Raw genomic sequence first — 18,021 nt, forward strand, 5'->3', positions numbered from 1 at the left:
GGCTGCCAATTTTCAATAAGTTAACCTCGCCAAAAGATCGTCTGCATGGTACCTGATAGTCATGACGCGTTTACGAAACGCCACCAGCGCCGTGGTCCTGCTTGCCGGGATCCTCGGCATGGCCTCCTGTGACAAGGCGAAGCTGGCGGTGGATGCTGCCCGCGAGAAATTCCGTGGTGCCACCGATTCGGGTGCCCCCGTGGCCCCCGGCGGGAACGTCACTCCGACTCTCGCGTCGCAGGTAGACAATGCAGCGGAAGGCGTGCGTTTCCGCCGCGACCTGCCCTTCCCCTCCCAAGTCAACGCACGGGTGACCAGCCGCAGTGTCTTCGAAAATGTCCGCCGGACCATGACCTCCGCCTTGGGATCTGAGTCGGTCGCAGCCTCGCCGAAGGTTGAAGTCGTGGTCCTGCTCGAGCGCCGCGCCCAGAAGGTAAGCTACGCCATCGAGCGCTCCGGAGAGTTCGTCGACGATCAAGAGGGCAAGAGCACCAAAGCGAAGGACGATACCAGCGCGAGCGCAGCCGACGGCGCCATGCCCAAGATCAATTTCGAACTCGGCCCGCACGGCTGGCGGGTGCCACCACGCAGCGGCCCGCCAGAGTTCCAGACCATGATGCACGAGAAGGCTCTGCTCCCGGTGCTGGAGACCTCGCTCTCCCAGAACGGCTTGGCCGCGCGCAAGCAGTGGTTCTCCGCATCCCGGCGCTGGGCCGCGGGCGATCGTCTGGTCTTGGAGGGCGATTCCTTGGAAATGCTTTTCGCGCCCCACAGCACCGGCAAGGTGACTCTGGTCTATGAGGTCAGCGAACCGATCGATGGCCACCCCTGCGGACGCTTTTCGCTGTCCGGTGACTTGCAGACCAAGGACGAAGTCTCGCTCAGCGGCGAAGTCTCCGACCGCAAGCTGACGATCAAATCCGGCAAGGTCTGGTGCTCGCTCCTCCACCCGCTGGTCCTGCGCGAGGAGTTCGACACAGTGGTTACCGCGATCGAAGGCTCAAAGGGCGGCGTGAAGAGCCGCGTCCAAGGAGCGGTGAAAACCGTGACCACCAACGACTGGAAACCGATCACAGAGAGCTGAGGCACAACGCCTCAAAAAACTACTCGTCCTAACACCTTGGGAGCCTTTGAAAGTTTCCCAAGGTGTCCCGTCATCTGAGGGAGGGACGGGACACCCTGGGTGGGAGGGGAGGAGCTCGTGAGCCCTGATGTTCAGGAACTCGCGTCGTTTTAGAACAGAGAGGCGTGCATTTGACCAGCATAGAATTCAGCCGAGTGAAAAATTCTTCACCGGGGCTACGGAATTATGCGGAGTCAGTCTCTTTCCCGGGCCAAAAAGGCCCGGCACGGCCCCCGAAAGGGCCCGGACAACGGGTCTTTTTTCCCCGAGCGGGCTATCAGACCACCGCCACCCGCTCAATCTCGCCGGCATAGCGGTCCAGCGGCGCGGTGTGACGGGGGATCATATTGAAGACCAGGAAGACCACTCGCTTGTCCCCGCAACGGAGCAAGCCGATCTCCACGCTGGTCTTGGTGAGTTCTGCGCAAAGCTGGCCGAAGCGGTGGAAGATCTCGTCCACCTCCCCTTCCGGCACGCCGCAGACGCTGCCATCCTTGCGCACGCCGAGCAGCAGCAGCCCTCCATTCGACCAGTGCAGGGCAGGCAAAGCCTTCGCCACCTGCAGGGCCTTCGGAGTGGCTTCCTCAAAGACCACCGACTTCTCGTAAGCCCCGATCAGGGCTGCCAAGGTGGTACTGTCGTGGACAGTCATGGCGATCCCGAAGCTAGCACGGGAAGCGGGCCGGGGGCAATGCCGGAACGGGGAAAGATCCGGCGGATCAGGACGGTCCGGTCGCCATGCCTTGGAACTACGGCGGACGCCGTAGTTCCCGCAGCGCTTCACCGGAACTTCATCTTCACGATAACTTCACAGTCCCTAACCCGCCGCCCCATTGACTCGCGCGCCGCAGGCTGACTACAACTCCAGCCAGCCACGGAGCAAATCATGTCCCCCCGCTTCCTCGTCCTCCTTGCCGCGATCTTGCCCGTCGCCTTTTCCTCCGCTCTCGCCCAAACCATCCCTCCGCCCTTTGTCCTGATCGCCCGCGGCGCTACTGCCGATCACAGCGCCGCGATCGGCAACGATGGCACGCTCTGGACCTGGGGCTCGGATGGCACCGGCACGACCCACTACAGCCCTTTCCAGATCGGGACGGACACCCATTGGCAGAGGGTGGCAGTCGGGGGTGACCATACGCTCGCGGTTAGAAGCGATGGGACTCTCTGGGCTTGGGGCAGCAACTACTACGGTCAGATTGGGGATGGCGGCGATACCGGCTTGAGCAGCCGCAGCAGCCCGGTCCAGATCGGCAGCGGTAGCACATGGCAAGCGGTCGCCGCCGGCAAATCGCACAGCATCGCGATCAAAAGCGACGGCAGCCTGTGGGCTTGGGGGTATAACTTTTATGGGCAGCTCGGGGTGGGTAGCCAGACCCAGGCCAACACTCCAGTCCCCGTCGGCACGGATCATGACTGGGTGGCAATCGCCGCAGGCGATTCCCACACCCTGGCCCTGAAGTCCGATGGCAGCGCCTGGGCTTGGGGACGCAATGAAGACTACCAGGTCGGTGACGACAGCAGCGCAAATCGCTGGAGCCCGGTCAAAGTCTGGGGGAGTGCCACGAACTGGACCTCGATCGCTGCAGGTGGGTACCACAGCGCCGGCATCCGGAGCGATGGCAGTCTCTGGACCTGGGGACGCAACGATAAAGGCCAGCTTGGCGGCGGGACCACTAACAGCCCCGTTCCGAGGCACATCGGCAGCGATACCGATTGGCTCACGGTCGCCGCCGGGGGAGATCACTGTGTGGCACTGAAGACCGGCGGCAGTCTCTGGGCTTGGGGCTCCAATGCTTACGGGCAATTGGGAGATGGAACTTATATCACCCGCGGCAGTCCCGTGGCCATCGGCACTGCCACGAACTGGCAAGCGATTGCCGCGGGCACAGCGCACAGCCACGGCATGCGCAGCGATGGCTCGCTCTGGTCCTGGGGCTACAACTTCTCCGGTCAGCTCGCGGCCGGCAGCCAGCCGGTCTCGCTGGATGCCGAGTTGGGCCATCAGACCGTGATCGCCGCGGCGGCCGGCTTTACCCACTCGCTTGCCGTGAAAAGTGACGGAACCCTGTGGACCTGGGGCTCCAATAGCGATGGGCAGCTCGGCGATGGGACTCTGACCAACCGCAGCAGCGCGGTGCAAGTGGGCAGCTCGAGCGATTGGGTTTCCGTCACGGCCAGCTCCAACCGCAGCCTGGCCCTGAAGAGCAACGGCACTCTCTGGGCCTGGGGCGACAATTCGAACCGCGCACTGGGCGATGGGAACCAGACCGACCGCATAAGCCCGGTGCAGATCGGCAGCGCGACTACTTGGCGGGCCATCGCCGCCGGCCCCACGCATAGCGTCGCGTTGCGGAGCGATGGCACGCTCTGGGTGTGGGGGAACAATGTCCACGGCCAGCTTGGCGACGGCACGCAGACCACTCGCCCGAGCCCGATCCAACTCAGCGGCAACAACTGGACCGCGGTTGCCGCGGGACAGTGGCACACGCTGGCGCTGAAGAGCGATGGCACGCTGTGGGCCTGGGGGCTCAACGATTCCGGTCAGCTCGGCGATGGCACGGGCTTCACCACGATGCGGCAGCTCAGCCCGGTGCAGGTCGGCACGGCCACGGACTGGAGTGCGATCGGAGCGGGCGATCTCCACAGCATCGCCCTGAAGACTAACGGCACCCTGTGGACCTGGGGACACAATGGTGCCGGCCAACTCGGCACGACGGGCGCCGCGTACCGCTACAGCCCCTTCCAAGTCGGTAGCGCCAGCAATTGGCAGTCGATCGCCGCGGGCTTGAGCCACTGCGTGGCGCTCAAGCGCGATGGGACCCTGTGGGGCTGGGGCAGCGACCTCCATGGCCAGCTCACCTTGAACAATCGCAACTACTTCAATCTCCCCCAGCAGCTCAGCAGCGCCCCCGGCTGGACCCTGGTCCCGGGCGGAACCGGCTGGACGCATACGCTGGCGCTGCGCGGCGGCCGCCTCTGGGGCTTCGGCTCGAATGCCAGCGGCCAGCTCCCCGGTGGCGACATGGGCCGCGCGGTGCCACGCCGCAGCATGCCCGCGCGTGGCGCGCAATCGGTGAGCCTTCCGGGCCCCAGCGCCGCGATCGGTGTGCCAGTCACACTTGCGGCCACGGCCAGCAGTGGCCTGCCGGTGAGCTATTCGCTAAACGGTCCGGCCACGCTGAATGGCAATACGCTCACGCGTGCCGGTGCCGGCGAGATCCGGCTCGATGCCTGGCAGAGCGGCAACGACAGCGACTGGCTGCCATCCGCGATCGCGACGGTGGTAGATGATCCCCCGCTCACTCCGCTCCAGCAGTGGAAGCTCAGCGAAATCGGCGATGCGAATGCCGCCGACGGGGACGACGCCGATGGCGACGGCTTGGTGAACTTGGCGGAGTATGGCTTGGTGCTGCCACCGGCGAGTCCCTCGGTGGCACCTGCGGTCACCCGTGCCGGCTATGCGGATGGCGAGCGCTTGAGGATTTTTGTGCAGCGTGATCCGGCGCGGAATGATGTGACGATCGATGTGCTGGGGGCGGATGGTCCCGAGGGGCCATGGACGAGCTTGGCGACGAGTGCACAGGGGGCGCCTTTCAGTGGGCCGGGTTACGTGACCGGGGATGACGCCGGGCCGGGGGTGAAGACAGTGGAGGTAAGGGATACGGTGAGGGTGAGCGAGGCGAGACGGAGGTTTATGCGGGTGGTGGTAGTGCGGGCGGGGTTGTGAGGTAGGGAGGAACGCGCGATGAACCAGCGCCGCACCCGGGATGGAGCGGGCTTTCCGCCCTTGTTTTTTTTGCCGGCCGGTTCCCAGGCCTCGCGGCCTGGGCTGATATGGAGCGGGCCTTTGGCCCTCGCGGACGGGCCCTCGCGGACGGGCCCTCACGGACGGGCCCTTGGCCCTGGCCGTTCCCGGATTCTGGCCGTTCACGGAAACAGCTTCCGCCCCAGCTTCGCCACCGCGGCGGCCACGCCTAACACCTCCTTGGATTCCTCATCACTGCGGCAGTAGACGGCGACGGTGAAGGCTTCGGGAAGAAGGAACTCGAAGGTGCGGACGTGGACGAGACCATCGGCTTCGGGGCCGAGGCGGGGCATGACGTTACCGGGGCCGAGCATGACGCCAAGGCCAGCGCGGCAGGCGGCGGCGGCTTCGTCTTCGGTGGGAAAGGCAATCGAGTTGGCCGGCTGCATGCCATAGGCTTCATCACACCAGCGCAGGAGGAAGGAACTAAAGCCGGTGACGACACTGCGGTCCGGGACCAGCACGGTGGTGCGCAAGACTTCCGGGAAGCTGAAGTGCTCGGGGTCGAAGGGATAGAAGTCCGGATTCCAAGCGACGGTGATGCCACGCTCGCGGCGGATGACCGCTTCTTGCAGACTCGGGGAAAGTCCGGCGCGGAGGAAGCGCCCGGCGACAACGACATCCACGCGGGTGGACTCCAGAGACTCGCGCCAGGTGCCGTTGGCATCGCAGCAGCGGATGACCGGCCCGACGGGAGGCTCTGTTAGAAGGGAATTGCGCAAAACACGGCCGAAGTACGAGGCATCTAGTGCCACCAGCACCTGCTTGTCCATGCGCCGGTCGAGGCGGCGCATGCCATCGATGAAGTCGAGATAGGCGTCGCTGACCTCGGTGCCCAATTCGAGGAAGGCGACGCCGGCAGGAGTGAGCTTGGCCCCGGTGGGCGAGCGCTCGAAGAGAATCAGGCCAACCGCCGACTCCAGCTTGGAGATCGTGAGACTCACTGAGGGCTGGGTCATGCCCCAGCGCTTGCCGGTGGCGGTGAAGCTCCCGGTCTCCGCGAGGTGACGGAAGACAAGCAGGCTATTGAGGTCGATGTCCATGGCCGTTGCCATTGCCGTTTGCCGCCGTCATCAGACGCGGCTTGAGTTCGGCGTAAGGGTGATTGCGCCGCAGGCAAGCGGTCAGGCGGTAGGCGGGCCAGACGCCAGGGTCGCGGCCACGCATGCCGACCGTGGTCTCCGGCAGGAAGACACAGGTGCCGGAGGGCAGGCTCGCGGGGTCGGCCGCGTAGGCAGCGGCTTCCGACTCAGGGAGCACCGCGCCACCCTTCGCACCGGCTTGGCGGAAGGCTTCCAGAAGAACGGTCGCCGTCTCCGGCTCTCCGGCGGCGGCGATCCACCAATCGTTGCCAGCAAGGTCTGCCGGTATCGTGGGCAGATGCAGAGCCGGGTGATGGAGAATGGTCCATGGCACCGGACCGAGGTCCACCGCTTCCAGGCGGTCGGCGGCACCTAGACCGATGCCAAAGTAGACGTCGCACTCGGCATTGAGCAGAGCGGTGCGGAAGCGCTTCACTTCAATCCGCACGAAGCAGGAGCGGAAGAGATCGGTGAGCTGGAGCGTGGACAGGAAATCGGTGAAGAGGCCGACGCGGAAGAACTCACCGGCCGCGGCGAAACGCAGGATGCGACCGGCCTGGTGCAGGCCGCGCACGCCGTCGTCGAGCTTGCGCAGCGCGCGAGAGAGCGGCCCGATCTGGGCAAGCAGGCCGGCGGCGAAGGCGGTTGGCACCAGGTTACGGTCGGGGCCTTCTTCGAAGAGCGGGCGGCCGACGGCTTGTCCGAATTCGTCGCAGACGCGCTTGATGTTGGCTCGGGTGCTGTGGAGTTCCAGCGCGGCATTCGCATAGGAGCGCTCGCGGCAGATCACGCTGAAGACTTCCAACTGGCGGAAGGTGAGGTCCGGCAGAGATTCCACTCCCGGCACGGGAGTAGCGGTGGCTTCCACATTCTTCGGTTTGGCCTTCTGGTCCGGCGAACTCATTCAGGGGAGGGCTGATCGCCAGCAAAGCAGGCCGGGGACCCCGGACAAAGGGATTTGTGCTGCCGCCTGCGTCACCCCGCCGGTCTAGCAGATTGCAAAATGCCGTGTCCCCTCCCCTGCTATGCTTTCAACCACGAATGAAGAGGAATTGGACCGAGCAGTGGATGGGATGGATGGAGTTTGGTTTTAACCGCGAAAAACGCGAAAGGCCGCGAAATTTGAACAGCCGAAGAAGCTACCACGGAATACACGTTCCCCGGCGGAGCATCTGAGAAATCCGAAAAAACCCAAAATGGCCCGAAAAGGCCCGAAAATGAGGGGGTTCCGGAGTTGAGGGCCGAAAACCATTTCTGGTAAAAATGGCCCGGGAAAAGGCGGTTTCCGCAAGGATCTGGTAAAAATGGCCCATTTCCCGCGGGCCGCCAGGGAATCGCCCGGAAACGGCGTTGCACTGGGTCTGCAAAGCGGATTACCGGCTTCGTCTGGCCGAGTCAATCCAACGGATCTGACATGAGGCGTGCCAGGAAGACCAGTTGCATCGGTCGCCAAAAGTGTAGGTTGGGAGGGCACAGGCACCCCGCACGGGGGCTATCCTGGTCAAGATCTGGATTAGTGATCTGGGGTGGCGTGACGTGCCGTTCTGCGAAATCCGCGGAATGGAGGTTTCGCCCGATGCCTTCCCGTCCCGCGAGGTGCCGGGCTCACGATTGGCACGGCAGCTTTGAGCGCGGAAAGAGGGCGGAAACGGCGTTGCGGGACCTTGCAAGAGCTGGCTTCCCGCCCTTCTCAATGGCCGGATGGGCTATTGCGTTGCTTCAAGGTGATCACGCTTTGCCAGGAGATCCGCCACGGCGAATTGCCCCGTTTGCTGGGAAGCTTGTAGGCCTTCAGGCCTTCCGGCTCTCCGAGTTCGCAGAGCATCCGGACGGTATCCTTGCCGAGGCGCAAATAGGCGGCGGCCTCGGTGACTTTTACATCGTGATCATCGACCACACAGCGGGGCTTGAGGACAATGGAACCGTCCGGAGCGGTGCTCTGGTCCACGGCCATGGATACTACAGTTGACTTGGCTGGCTTAGTCATCAAAGCCAGACTATCACGGGGTCTCGGCGTTTCCGGAAACTGGACTGGACGCATGTTCGCGGTAGGTGCAAAATCCCGCCATGTCAGAGAATGCAGGCCCCCCAACTCCGGAAAGCTCCGCCCCGATGCCGATGCCGTCCACACCGCGGCCTGTGCTCGTGCCTGAAGGTTTCGTGATGAGCTGCAATTCCGCGGGCGATGCTACGCCCCCACTTGTTTCGCTCAACGCCAGCTTGCCCACGAGCACAGAACCGCGAGGCAAGCAGGAATAATCGGCGATAGGATGGCCCATCTCACGAAGGAGCCTAGAGCCTTCATGTCATCGCCCAACAAGGTCCGGTTAAAGTCGAGCGCCCGTTGCACTCTCCGGGCATGTCCAAGCATTATATCCGCTACGTTTTGCTGGATAAAATCCTTGTGGAGCCAGTGTTGGGGTTCCTCGCCTGGGCAGGCGTAATTCTTGGGTAGCCAAGTGGCTTTAGCTAGCCGAGCCGCAAGGATCAGTAGCACGGCGGCTTGGACGATGCAGAAGCATCGTGCCGGTAACGGCCAATCGCTATAATGCTGGAGGGCAAGGTTGCTGAAGAATGCCACCAATGCCCCAGCCAAGCCCAAGGCCTGCCATGCCCGCGACCGGATTTTCTCACGATCAGCGATGACGGTGGCAAGTGCCGTCTCGAATAGCGGCGAGAGATAGTCCATCGCCTCTTTCGGGGCTTCGCCTTCCAGCAGGTGGGGATCTTCGTTCATGCGATCATTGTCTAGCGGCCGTAGTAGTCGGAGCGGCCATCGTCTGCCATCTCCTTTCGCTCCAGCCAATCGTCAAACTGCCGGTCCATGCGCTCAGGGTCGGAGAGCCAGTGTCGTTCCCAGTCCCCCCCATAGATCTTGGTGAAATAAGTATCTCTGGCTGCTTCAATCCGGGCATTTTCGCCCCGCTCTTCACGTCGATTGGCAACGCTGCGCTCCCTCTCCTTGTCGGCCTCGCCATGGCAGCGACCGAAGCAGAGCGCTTGCAGATCGGTGAGCAGCTCATCGCCGAACCGGTCATAGGTGAGATGGTGGATCTCCAGTCGCTTTGGTTTCTCCCGGCAGCGCTCGCAGAGGCCGCCACAGCGCTGGATGACTTGAAGCCGCAAAGCCTTCCACTCCTTTGAACGGATGTACTGCTGATAGCGCTTCTTGAATTCCGGCGTCCCGTAGATCCGGCTCCTCCGTTCCCTTTCCCTATCCTCCGCAAACAACGATTGTTGCTCCTCCACAACGCGACCGTAACAAACTATCCCCGCACGTCGATTCCAGAGTGTCGGGTGGACTGGCGGCCGGATGATTTTGAGGGGCTAGGTGTGGGAAGAGTCGCATTTTGTATCGACGATCTCCAAGAGGCGTCTGCCCAGAATGGTGAGTTCCATCCATCCCCACTTGTCTTGCGAAGCTAGGCCCGTAACCACCAGAATATGGTTCCGCAAACTGCCGTTGGGATTGCGATCCCCTAAGAGGAAATTGAACTGAGCTGGGGCTGAATCGTGGTTTTCGCCACGCCGCAAAACCATCGTCATTAGATATTCTGCGGTGCTGATTTCCCTGAGCTTCTCCACTTCGAACTTGGTCAAACGGGAGAGGGCTCGAACGAGTTCGGGATGGATACCTCCCTCGGTTAGCTCCTCGGCGAGAATGGCCGCCCACATCTCCCGGATTTCCTCATCTCGCTGTCTACCGCACTCATCCAAAGCGGGGATGACAACCGATGGATCAAACGAGCCCTGGAGGGCTTTGCCACTCGCTAGAAGCCGCTCCTGTGTTCGGCGCAAGGTGTCCGCACAGAGCACCTTTTCCAGCTCGACCTTGCTAGTGAACTTCTCGGAGATGACCCGGCCTAGGCCCGATGTCGTGGAGGTAAGCGGAGCCAAAAAGTCCTTAACGATATCGGAGGCATTTTGTGCCAGGGTGATCCACGCTTCCTTGGGTATGTCGGTCATGCTCACGACTGAGGCCACTGCCGCTGCCCCCACGGCGGCGCTTCCCGGATCGAATGGCGGATTCACGTGCGGTATGCTAGAAGCGATTGCGACGCGTTCAATTACGATCTGGCCCACGAAATGTAAGATCCGGGGCGCTTGCTTCACATGTTCGCCTTTCCCCTTGACTGGCGGCAGTCCCCGGATGGGATCGTTGCATGATCGCTGAGATATCCGCCCTTCTGTCCGGCACCCGCGCGCTCTCCGATATTGTGAAGGGACTGAAGAGTGCTGGAGACCAAGCTATGGTCCAGGATGTGGTGATCAACCTGCAAGAGGTTATCCTGGGACTTCAAGCAAAGGCCATTGATGCAAATCTGAAGTTCGAGGAGCTGGAAGCAGCGCGGAAGTTGCTTCAACAGGACCTGGATACATTCAAGCAGTGGGACGCGATTGCAGCGGACTATGAGGCGACCGAGGTTCGAGACGGACTTGTCGTCTATCAGCCTAAGCAAGGATCCGGCCGCCCATCCGTGCCAGCCTGCCCGCATTGTTTCGGGGAACGCAGGCTTTCCTTGCTCCAACGCGAGGGCCAAACGAGCAAGATCGGCTGCCATGGCTGCAAGTTCGAATGCTATCCAAAGCCTCCGAGCGGAGCCAAGCGGGTACGCGTGAACCGAGGATCAAGTTGGGATAGGGGCTTGCTCGGATAGCGTGATACAGGACGGCGATGCCCTCTCAGATCATGAACTCAGGGACTTAACGGCGCGCTGCATGCCTCTCTTGAGGGCGAGAAGGAAAGCCACCCTGGTGGGTTCGGATTCAAGGTGCGTGCCGAGTGGACGGCGTGCTGGCACTTTCATTCGACGGTTGTGAGCGCGAATCTCGACAATCTTCAGCGGCTTGGCTGCTTCCTTCGCGGCGGCCTGGGCTGACTTCCTGAGGCGGCCTCTCGGCTTCTTCTCCTTCCGTTGGTGGGCTTTCACGCCGATTGATCCATTGAAGCCGAACTCGTGCGCGGCGAAGTAAACCACATTGCTGCCAAAGCTCACGGTAATCTCGCCCGTGCGAAGGTTCACTTGCGGCTTGGTGCAGCGGATCGACTGGCTCAGGCGGCCGCTTTTCACGCCAAGCCTGTTCTCCGAAACGGGGAAAGGGCCCTTCCCCCGGAAGCGCTGCTTGACGGCGGCCGACGCGGCCAAAAGCGAGGCCAAGCCAATCTCATACATGAGCGCTTCGAAAGCCTCAGAGGGTAGCGTTTGGAATTTGGCCACGAGCTTCTCGATCCGCTCGGCTTCCTTGCTGGTCTGTACTTCAATTTTCATGGGTCAGTTGTCTTGCTGGAGGCTGGCGGGCTATTGACGGTTTAGCAGGCCGTCCACCTTCGCCTTCATCTCGCGCTGCTTGGCATCCATCCCCTCCATTGCCTTGATGAGCTGCATCACGACATCGGTATTGCCTGCCATGGTCTTGTTGACCGAAGGCAGCAGCGTCTTGAGGGCCTCGCTGTTTTTCTTGGCTTCCTCTGCGGTGATCACTCCATCGGCGGCGCTCTGGCGGATCGTCTCCGCGGCTGCGGCCTGCTGAGGAGTGGAGATCTCGAACATGCCAAGAGCACCGTTCAGCTTGCCTGACAGGTTGCGGTTCTCCGTGACTGCCTGATCAAACTCCGAGCTGGTAAGCTTGGATTCCATCTCTGCATTGATGGCCTTCACTTCGGACTTCTGGACTTCGCGGGCCTGATCAATGGCGGTGCCAGTGGTGGCCATCTCCTCCGTGATCCGATTCATTTCGGCAGGCACCGCTTTTAGCATGGCGTCCATTTCCGCCGCTTTGTCCAAGGTCTCTTTCAGCTTCAATTCCACCCCGGAGGTGTCCTTGCCCCGCCGCTCCCGGGAGGCTATCTCCTTCTGAAGATCGCTGGCTTGCTGATCCAAACCCGGCCGCGCCTTCTCCATGTCGGCCGCGTCTTGCTTCACGCGGGCCATCTCTTCACGGAGCGACTCGTATTTGTCGATTTGCTCTTGGACTTTCGCATTTGCATGGTCGGTGGCCTCCTCCGCTTCGCGGGCGATCTTCTTCCGCTCCAATGCCGCCATCTGTGCGGAGACATCGGCACCGGTGGTGGCGGCGAGGTAGCGCAGAGCTGCTGCTGCGGCGTCGTCCTGGCTTTGGGCCTCGCTGCGGTTCGCATCTGCGACTTGAGTGGCAACGGCAAGCCAGTTGAGCTGGGCTTGGGCCAGATTGTTTACAACCTGGGTGGCATGCCTCACTGACTCGGCATAGGCCTCCGTGGATTCATGCGCTTTCAGGTTTATCAGATCCTCAAGCGCTTCTTTCATCTCCTTGGCCTTCTCCTTGGCCTCGTCCGTCTCCTTTTTCATGGAGATCAGGTTGTAGACCATGAAGCCGATGGAGATGGCCGCGCCGGCCGCCGCTCCCTTCGCCCCGAAGCCGCTGAGGAGCTGCGGCAATTGCTGGCCAAGCGCGGTGCTCAGCTTCACGCCTGAGCCGAGCTGAACGGCGATGTCCTGGAGCTGATAGGAAAGGTTCTGTCCGGCACCTTTCGCCGCGTTCATGCCCCCTGCCGCTGCCATGTTCGCAGCATTGAACCGCTTTTGCATCGGCTCCGTTAGAGCCAGTTCCTCACGGATCTGCCGGACAGTCTGCTTCGCCTTGGCCTGCTGCACGTCCAGATCCGCTTGGCTCCGCACCGCCGCCTTGGTGGTGTTGGTGTTTTTGGCCAGCGCCGCGTCCAGGTCATACTGTGCGATCACATTGGCCCGGGTCTTCTCCGCGGTGGACAGGGAGTTGAGCCGATCCGTCTCGCTGCGGATGTCCCGCATGGCCTTGACGGTCTCAGCGGCTCCGGTGCCCTCTGATCTCGTTTTGAAGGTCAGCTCGTATGTGAGTTTATCGTCCGCCATTAGTTTCGGGAGCTGTGCTGGCGCTGGTGTTCCGCCAAGCGGGTTTGGAGATCTTCGAGTTGAGCGATGGCATTTGCGCGGAGGTCCACGATATGGGCTGCCAGAGCTTCCATCGTGTTGATGTGCTCTTGCCCGCTGGAAACGGCTCGCCGCAGGTTGGCGAGCTTGTCACCCAGCTCCGACATGCTCTTGTCGGCATTCGCGATGGCAGCTCGGGTTGTGGCGATAGCGGCGGCGATGCGCTCGCCGTCCGTGGGGCCGCTTCGATCTGGTGGGAATTGATAATTCATGAGGTGATTCTAGAAGTGCCGCGGTAAAGGCCGCGTCCGTGGGTTACGGTGTGTAGGTGATGTTGGTCTGGGCTGGTTGGCGGAACCTCTGCGCGAGACTGCGGGTGTCGAAGCGCGACGGCGGCCCCAACTCGATGCTGAGTTCCTTGCTCCTGAAGTCGTAGCTGACCGCCTTGGGAAGCGCCCCCATCGTCGCCAACGCAGCGCGCGCGCCGCTCAAGTTGAACTTGCAGTTCAGCATCTGCGCACCGTTGCAGAGTTCCTTTCCCTTTCGCGTCAGGGTGCCCCGGCATGGTGTCCAGGACTGCATCGACCGCAGGGCCTTCGCCATGTTCGCAGGCGGTGTCAGATATTCGAATTCCGGTGGCTTGTAGAAGCTCGTCAGTGCGGCATAGGCGGTCGTGGTTACCACGGCTTCGATCTCGAAATCCAACGCCCACAACTGGTTTTGATGCCGGATGTAGAAGCTCGGCTGCGGGAACGTCGTGATGCTCATCCAATACGGCGGCGGATCTCCGCTCCGCGTCATGGATTGCTTCAGCGACCAGGGGAAGGCGTTCGCCCATGCTGGCGGCGGCGCGGAGTCGATGTTATCGCTGACACCATAGGGACTCTTGGCTGAGGTCTGCGCGGCCAACACGTAGATCCGGCCGCTGAGCTTCACCCGCTGCATGCCGGGCAAGGAAAGCCAGTCTGGCGCATCCGGAGTGATCACCAGATTCTTGCCTATACGGCTGACAGCAGCGCCTGTGGCCGCGTCCACCATGGTGAGCGCTGGCATCGTGAGGGAGAAACTACTTCCCACGCTGGAAGGATTCTTGTTGTCGTCGAAATCCAAGGTCTCGCCATTGGCCAAGGTCACATCCGTCCCTCCCGGCTTCCCGGCGAATCCGGCGCGGCTCGTGACCACCTCCGGCAGCATGGAGAGTATCGTCGGCCGGAGCGTGCCAATCGTGACGTTGGCATTCACTGTCTGCACGTCGAAGCTATCCAAGTCATCCTTTGGCACGAAGGTATCGCGCTCCGGTCCACTGATCGCGATGACCTGCACCTTGCCCGGAGCCGCCACGCCATCCGCCTGCACCTGGGGAGTTGGCAGACCTGTCCCGCTGCGCGTGTAGTAGGTCAGTTCCACCCGGCTTGCCACCAGTTCCCCCATTGCCGACACCTAGTAAGGCTCGACCAATTGGTTCAATCCATAGGTCACCGGCACCGCATCCGCCCGGCGGGTCACATTGAAGGCAGGCAAGCCATTCCCGCTGTAATCCCACCAGCCCACCGCATCCGGAACCAGCTTCAGCAGCTCCGCCAGGATGTCTGCGAAGCTTGCCTCGCTATAATTCTGCTTCGGCACCGTCAGAGTGTCGGCAATCGTGCCAATCCGCATCGGCACGCCCTTTGCAATCGCCCTCGTGAGGAGCTGCGTAATGCTGGCCTTCACCGTCTGCTGCGGGAACTCCATCGTCGGCTTGTCGATACCGGCGGCGCTTTGTGTTAGCTGCGTTCTCCGCAGCCACCACCATGGCCCGAGCACCGTCACGCGAGTGCCTCGCAAAAGATCCTTCGGATCGCTCACGTGGCCGTGGAAGATCCGCACGCCATCGTGATACAGGGAGACCGCCTGCTCAAAGTCGGGAAGGATGGTCATGCTTCCCGCAAGGTCCTGCGTGCGCGCCGTCCAGGTCAGTGAATCATCGGCCATCGCCTCAAAGCGCAAGCTCAGGTCCCGGATTTTCAGGAGCGCGGGTGTCCGCTCGGCGGCATCCAGGGCTCTGCCTGCCTGCCCTATCAATTTCAGTGCCATTGCTGTTGTGGTGTCGGGGTTCGAAGGGTGGAGATTGACGGCGCTACGAATGCCCTCGCGGGGCGATGAGGTGTTAGGATCATGCGTCGATTCCGTGGGGTTGAGCCGTTCCGGCCTGCATGTGGGGGGCTCGATCACCGCCGCACCCGTTGCAAAGCCGTTGCAACGCGCCGTCAGCGCGTCCCCCGCGCCCGGACGGGACAGAGTGCCGGAAAAGGGGTGCCTGCGCTTCTGCGGGCTCCTGACGCGTTTCGACGATGGCGAAGATCATGGCCCGCTTGCCCTGGTATTGTTCAGGCAAGGCATCGGCCTTGATCAGGCCGCGGAGGATCTTGGCCAGGGCGAGGCGCTGAACGTATTGAATGACCCCTTCCGAAACGCCGCAGTATTCGGCGATCAGGGAGAGGCTGACTTGTCCAGGCGGCGGTGCGTCGCCGGTGAGCTGGTCATGCGCGAGGGCCAAGAGGCCCGCTTGGATCTTGAGGGCGGTGAGTTCGTTTAGCATGGCTGGAACTTCCTCAGCATCGCATGCCCCCTCGGCGGTTTTCATCATTGCCCAAGGGTGCCGTTCCAGTCGCCGGTGGCGTGATAGGCCGGAGTGAAAGGGCCGGTGGCGTGGGTGATGTCCTGGTCATCGTAGGGAACGAATGCCAGGACGCGGGATCTCCGGCGCTCGCGGCGGGCCATGGTGCGCTTGGCCTTCTTGCCAATGCCTGGGCGGCCTAGGTAAACGTAGAGATGCCGCCGGGGACCAATCCAGTCCTGTTCAAGCGGGGTGACTGCGGGGAAGTGAGCCATTCCCCATGATGGCACGGGGACTCGGAGGGATTCGGCGGCCTCCTAGTCGCCGCCGGAAGGCCGGAAAGAACACACGATTTGTTCTTTAATTGCCGCTCCTGGTCGCCGCCTCAGCGCTTCTTGGCCAACTCTGCCAGCTTGCGGCGGAGGTCTGCTAGGTCCTGCTCGGCGGCTTTAGCGCGTTGCTCCATCTCCCCAAGCCGCTTCATCAAAGCGGCTTCTGATCCACCCTCGGGCTGTCGGCCGGTCAGCAGCCACTCCATGCTGACTCCGGCGGTGGTGGCCAAGCTCAAGAGCTGTTCGCTCTTCGGCATCTGAGTTCCTGCGAGCCACTTGCTGATTAGTGAAGTCCCTACCCCCGCCTTCTCAGCGAAGCGCGACTGGTTCATTCCAGTGCGTTCGATCGCTGAATTCAGGCGGCTGGTAAAATCCTCCATTTGGGAAATGCATTTCTTGCCATCCCAAATGGAACATGTTCCATTTGGGCGATGTTCGCGGGCACACTTGCCAAACGAACGCGTGAGAAACCTAACCAAATTGACCATGCCATTTACACCAAAAAAACCGCGGGTCTCCCGCGCCATCGCCGCCGCCCGGAGGCATTTCTTTGCCCAAGGGTGGTCCTACCGCTCCGCCGCCCCGCTGCTGGGCGTGGGCTATCAGCACGTTTCTGAGGTCCTCAACGGACGGCGGGAGAGCAAGCGGCTGCTGGCCGCGATCTTGGCCCTGCCTGCCCGCGAAAAGGGAGAAACCGTGGAAACCCCAGCCGCCAAGAAGCCATGAGAAATCGAGCCATGCTTACTCCACTGCCGACGCCGACTCCAGTCGATCTGGAGACGGAGCTTGAACAAGCCATAGCGCAATCGGTCGGGCTGCTGGCCCTGCTGACAGATCGCGCGACCACGGACACCAGCAGCGGCCCGGCCAAGACGCCGTTTTCCGAGACGGAAGTATTCGGAATCGAGCTGCTGAAGGATGCGACCGCAGAGCGGTTGCAAGAGGTCTTCAAGTCCGTGCGGCCACGGCTGGCCACTCAACTGTAAATCCCCAACCCAACTATCCATGAAAAGGAATTCTTGGATTCAATTGACGATCGGCTCCGATCTCTTCCAAGCATGCGAAGAGGTGGCGGAGGGTCTGAAGATGACCCCCGCAGCACTGATCCAGCAAGCATGCAGGATCGGGCTGAAGGTCCGCAAGCACCAGCGGGAGGCAGAGCGGCTAGACGAGAGCGTGCCACTCCACTGGCGGCAGATCCTGCTCAATGAGGCGGGCGAAGCCTTCCTGATCCGGCGGGTCTACGCGCGCACGGTATGGGCGCAGAAGTGGGACGTGAACGACGGCCCGGCCCAGCGCTTCACCTTCACCCATGCGGAGGCGAAGGCCATGCGGCGAGTCGCTCCGGTGACGCGCATGTATCACGGCGAGATCGTGGTATGGGGCGACAAGGCGGGGCGGGTGAGCGCTCTGCCGCACTCCACCGCGAGCGCCCAGGTGATCGGCCTGACAGGCGACTGGTGGGAAGACGGTGAGGTCTACGAGGAATGCTTCCCCTTCACGGTGGAGGATTGCTGGTGCCGCTGCATCCGCCTGCCGCTGCCTGCGGAGCGCGCGGCTTTCGAACGCGCCGAGATGGTTCAAGAGGGGGAGCGATTTCCCAGCTTGGAAGAGCGGCAGAAGGTGCAGAAAGGCCCGGGAATCCGGAAAATGAACAGCGCCCCGGCTTTCTGCTAAGGTTGACCTTATGCCGTCCCGGAATGCTCACCAATCCACAGCGCGCACCGCGAAAACCCCGCTACGGCTGCAAAATGAACAGCGCCGAGTGCGCGTGGTAGGATGGGAAATATGCCGCTCCTGAATGCCAACAGATCCTGACCAAGGCCGCCGATGCACCGCACCTGCTATGCTGAAACAAAGCCGTCCCGGAAGGTCTTGAACGACTAAGGATCCGAATTTGCCCCGCCATGATCACCGATCTCACCGCCGCCAAGCTGGATGCCGCCCTGCTACAACTGGAGCTGGAGCAGCGGTGCGGGGAGGGACCACAGCCGGGCGAGGTGAGCTTGGCCGAATTGGCGCGCCGCGCCGAGATCGGAGAGGCCACCGTCCACGAGGTATTCAATACCGCCCTGTCCAAGGTTGCGCGCGGTCTGCGCGAGAGAGGCCTGCCCCCGAGGCTGGCCCGCGTGCTGGTCGAACTGATCGACGATCCGCAGCAGCCTGAACTTTTCTAACAGAAGCATCCAT

The 18,021-nt window shown here is 62.2% G+C and carries 21 protein-coding genes; 6 read left to right on the forward strand and 15 right to left on the reverse strand.

Going from position 1 to position 18,021, the window contains the following annotated elements:
• The first annotated feature begins 61 nt into the window (after nt 1–61).
• Nucleotides 62–1,084 carry a hypothetical protein gene (locus tag BV071_RS08685; RefSeq protein WP_265594231.1) on the forward strand — a complete coding sequence of 341 codons (1,023 nt, stop codon included), beginning with the start codon at nt 62–64 and terminating at the stop codon, nt 1,082–1,084.
• A 316-nt stretch (nt 1,085–1,400) separates the two neighbouring features.
• Here BV071_RS08685 and BV071_RS08690 read toward each other — a convergent pair whose 3' ends face one another.
• Nucleotides 1,401–1,775: a hypothetical protein gene (locus tag BV071_RS08690; protein ID WP_035605060.1), complete on the reverse strand. Its 375-nt coding sequence runs from the start codon at nt 1,773–1,775 to the stop codon at nt 1,401–1,403.
• A 234-nt stretch (nt 1,776–2,009) separates the two neighbouring features.
• On the opposite strand from BV071_RS08690, the gene BV071_RS08695 reads away from it, so the two are divergent.
• Nucleotides 2,010–4,850: a hypothetical protein gene (locus BV071_RS08695; RefSeq protein WP_052573073.1), complete on the forward strand. Its 2,841-nt coding sequence runs from the start codon at nt 2,010–2,012 to the stop codon at nt 4,848–4,850.
• A 200-nt stretch (nt 4,851–5,050) separates the two neighbouring features.
• Here the strand turns inward: BV071_RS08695 and BV071_RS32705 are convergent, their stop codons facing one another.
• The 14 genes from BV071_RS32705 to BV071_RS08770 form a co-directional block, all read right to left on the reverse strand.
• Nucleotides 5,051–5,971, reverse strand: a complete 921-nt coding sequence (locus BV071_RS32705; RefSeq protein WP_052573074.1) for a LysR family transcriptional regulator — start codon at nt 5,969–5,971, stop codon at nt 5,051–5,053.
• Nucleotides 5,952–6,914, reverse strand: coding sequence for a LysR family transcriptional regulator (locus BV071_RS08705; RefSeq protein ID WP_035605063.1), 963 nt, complete (start codon nt 6,912–6,914; stop codon nt 5,952–5,954). Before BV071_RS08705 ends, BV071_RS32705 begins: the two co-directional genes overlap by 20 nt.
• Nucleotides 6,915–7,700: 786 nt before the next feature.
• Entirely contained in the window at nt 7,701–7,997 is a 297-nt protein-coding gene (locus tag BV071_RS08710) for a hypothetical protein (RefSeq protein ID WP_265594232.1), read from the reverse strand.
• Between the two features lie 222 nt (nt 7,998–8,219).
• Nucleotides 8,220–8,747: a hypothetical protein gene (locus tag BV071_RS08715; RefSeq protein ID WP_035605068.1), complete on the reverse strand. Its 528-nt coding sequence runs from the start codon at nt 8,745–8,747 to the stop codon at nt 8,220–8,222.
• An 11-nt stretch (nt 8,748–8,758) separates the two neighbouring features.
• Complete coding sequence (locus BV071_RS08720; RefSeq protein WP_265594233.1) at nt 8,759–9,259, reverse strand: hypothetical protein; 501 nt, start codon at nt 9,257–9,259, stop codon at nt 8,759–8,761.
• A 78-nt stretch (nt 9,260–9,337) separates the two neighbouring features.
• Complete coding sequence (locus BV071_RS08725) at nt 9,338–10,042, reverse strand: hypothetical protein (protein ID WP_265594234.1); 705 nt, start codon at nt 10,040–10,042, stop codon at nt 9,338–9,340.
• Between the two features lie 656 nt (nt 10,043–10,698).
• A complete protein-coding gene (locus BV071_RS32710; protein ID WP_052573075.1) occupies nt 10,699–11,280 on the reverse strand; it encodes an HK97 gp10 family phage protein in 582 nt (193 codons plus the stop codon).
• 30 nt (nt 11,281–11,310) lie between these two features.
• Complete coding sequence (locus BV071_RS08740; RefSeq protein WP_035605080.1) at nt 11,311–12,882, reverse strand: hypothetical protein; 1,572 nt, start codon at nt 12,880–12,882, stop codon at nt 11,311–11,313.
• Nucleotides 12,882–13,172, reverse strand: coding sequence for a hypothetical protein (locus tag BV071_RS08745; protein ID WP_035605082.1), 291 nt, complete (start codon nt 13,170–13,172; stop codon nt 12,882–12,884). The genes BV071_RS08740 and BV071_RS08745 overlap by 1 nt, the downstream gene beginning before the upstream one ends.
• A gap of 43 nt (nt 13,173–13,215) precedes the next feature.
• Nucleotides 13,216–14,331, reverse strand: a complete 1,116-nt coding sequence (locus tag BV071_RS08750) for a hypothetical protein (protein WP_035605084.1) — start codon at nt 14,329–14,331, stop codon at nt 13,216–13,218.
• Between the two features lie 9 nt (nt 14,332–14,340).
• A complete protein-coding gene (locus BV071_RS08755) occupies nt 14,341–14,976 on the reverse strand; it encodes a hypothetical protein (RefSeq protein WP_035605085.1) in 636 nt (211 codons plus the stop codon).
• A 79-nt stretch (nt 14,977–15,055) separates the two neighbouring features.
• Nucleotides 15,056–15,481: a hypothetical protein gene (locus BV071_RS08760; RefSeq protein WP_265594235.1), complete on the reverse strand. Its 426-nt coding sequence runs from the start codon at nt 15,479–15,481 to the stop codon at nt 15,056–15,058.
• Between the two features lie 44 nt (nt 15,482–15,525).
• Nucleotides 15,526–15,774, reverse strand: coding sequence for a hypothetical protein (locus BV071_RS08765; protein WP_035605090.1), 249 nt, complete (start codon nt 15,772–15,774; stop codon nt 15,526–15,528).
• A 110-nt stretch (nt 15,775–15,884) separates the two neighbouring features.
• A complete protein-coding gene (locus tag BV071_RS08770) occupies nt 15,885–16,211 on the reverse strand; it encodes a helix-turn-helix domain-containing protein (RefSeq protein WP_035605092.1) in 327 nt (108 codons plus the stop codon).
• A gap of 106 nt (nt 16,212–16,317) precedes the next feature.
• On the opposite strand from BV071_RS08770, the gene BV071_RS08775 reads away from it, so the two are divergent.
• The 4 genes from BV071_RS08775 to BV071_RS08790 all read left to right on the forward strand — a co-directional run bounded on the left by BV071_RS08775 (nt 16,318) and on the right by BV071_RS08790 (nt 18,008).
• Nucleotides 16,318–16,557: a hypothetical protein gene (locus BV071_RS08775; RefSeq protein WP_035605096.1), complete on the forward strand. Its 240-nt coding sequence runs from the start codon at nt 16,318–16,320 to the stop codon at nt 16,555–16,557.
• An 11-nt stretch (nt 16,558–16,568) separates the two neighbouring features.
• Nucleotides 16,569–16,817 carry a hypothetical protein gene (locus tag BV071_RS08780; RefSeq protein WP_035605099.1) on the forward strand — a complete coding sequence of 83 codons (249 nt, stop codon included), beginning with the start codon at nt 16,569–16,571 and terminating at the stop codon, nt 16,815–16,817.
• Nucleotides 16,818–16,836: 19 nt separating this feature from the next.
• Nucleotides 16,837–17,508, forward strand: a complete 672-nt coding sequence (locus BV071_RS08785) for a hypothetical protein (RefSeq protein WP_265594236.1) — start codon at nt 16,837–16,839, stop codon at nt 17,506–17,508.
• Nucleotides 17,509–17,738: 230 nt separating this feature from the next.
• Nucleotides 17,739–18,008: a hypothetical protein gene (locus tag BV071_RS08790; protein ID WP_035605105.1), complete on the forward strand. Its 270-nt coding sequence runs from the start codon at nt 17,739–17,741 to the stop codon at nt 18,006–18,008.
• The last annotated feature ends 13 nt before the right edge of the window (nt 18,009–18,021 follow it).

It is taken from the genome of Haloferula sp. BvORR071, from assembly GCF_000739615.1.
Taxonomy (GTDB): Bacteria; Verrucomicrobiota; Verrucomicrobiia; order Verrucomicrobiales; family Akkermansiaceae; genus Haloferula.

Coding starts and splice junctions, on each gene's coding strand:
- BV071_RS32710 (WP_052573075.1), bottom strand. CDS start 11,280: ATGAAAATTGAAGTACAGACCAGCAAGGAAGCCGAGCGGATCGAGAAG.
- BV071_RS08740 (WP_035605080.1), bottom strand. CDS start 12,882: ATGGCGGACGATAAACTCACATACGAGCTGACCTTCAAAACGAGATCA.
- BV071_RS08750 (WP_035605084.1), bottom strand. CDS start 14,331: ATGGGGGAACTGGTGGCAAGCCGGGTGGAACTGACCTACTACACGCGC.
- BV071_RS08695 (WP_052573073.1), top strand. CDS start 2,010: ATGTCCCCCCGCTTCCTCGTCCTCCTTGCCGCGATCTTGCCCGTCGCC.
- BV071_RS08685 (WP_265594231.1), top strand. CDS start 62: ATGACGCGTTTACGAAACGCCACCAGCGCCGTGGTCCTGCTTGCCGGG.
- BV071_RS08775 (WP_035605096.1), top strand. CDS start 16,318: ATGCCATTTACACCAAAAAAACCGCGGGTCTCCCGCGCCATCGCCGCC.
- BV071_RS08790 (WP_035605105.1), top strand. CDS start 17,739: ATGATCACCGATCTCACCGCCGCCAAGCTGGATGCCGCCCTGCTACAA.
- BV071_RS08690 (WP_035605060.1), bottom strand. CDS start 1,775: ATGACTGTCCACGACAGTACCACCTTGGCAGCCCTGATCGGGGCTTAC.
- BV071_RS32705 (WP_052573074.1), bottom strand. CDS start 5,971: ATGGACATCGACCTCAATAGCCTGCTTGTCTTCCGTCACCTCGCGGAG.
- BV071_RS08760 (WP_265594235.1), bottom strand. CDS start 15,481: ATGCTAAACGAACTCACCGCCCTCAAGATCCAAGCGGGCCTCTTGGCC.
- BV071_RS08755 (WP_035605085.1), bottom strand. CDS start 14,976: ATGGCACTGAAATTGATAGGGCAGGCAGGCAGAGCCCTGGATGCCGCC.
- BV071_RS08785 (WP_265594236.1), top strand. CDS start 16,837: ATGAAAAGGAATTCTTGGATTCAATTGACGATCGGCTCCGATCTCTTC.
- BV071_RS08705 (WP_035605063.1), bottom strand. CDS start 6,914: ATGAGTTCGCCGGACCAGAAGGCCAAACCGAAGAATGTGGAAGCCACC.
- BV071_RS08780 (WP_035605099.1), top strand. CDS start 16,569: ATGCTTACTCCACTGCCGACGCCGACTCCAGTCGATCTGGAGACGGAG.
- BV071_RS08770 (WP_035605092.1), bottom strand. CDS start 16,211: ATGGAGGATTTTACCAGCCGCCTGAATTCAGCGATCGAACGCACTGGA.
- BV071_RS08745 (WP_035605082.1), bottom strand. CDS start 13,172: ATGAATTATCAATTCCCACCAGATCGAAGCGGCCCCACGGACGGCGAG.
- BV071_RS08710 (WP_265594232.1), bottom strand. CDS start 7,997: ATGACTAAGCCAGCCAAGTCAACTGTAGTATCCATGGCCGTGGACCAG.
- BV071_RS08715 (WP_035605068.1), bottom strand. CDS start 8,747: ATGAACGAAGATCCCCACCTGCTGGAAGGCGAAGCCCCGAAAGAGGCG.
- BV071_RS08765 (WP_035605090.1), bottom strand. CDS start 15,774: ATGGCTCACTTCCCCGCAGTCACCCCGCTTGAACAGGACTGGATTGGT.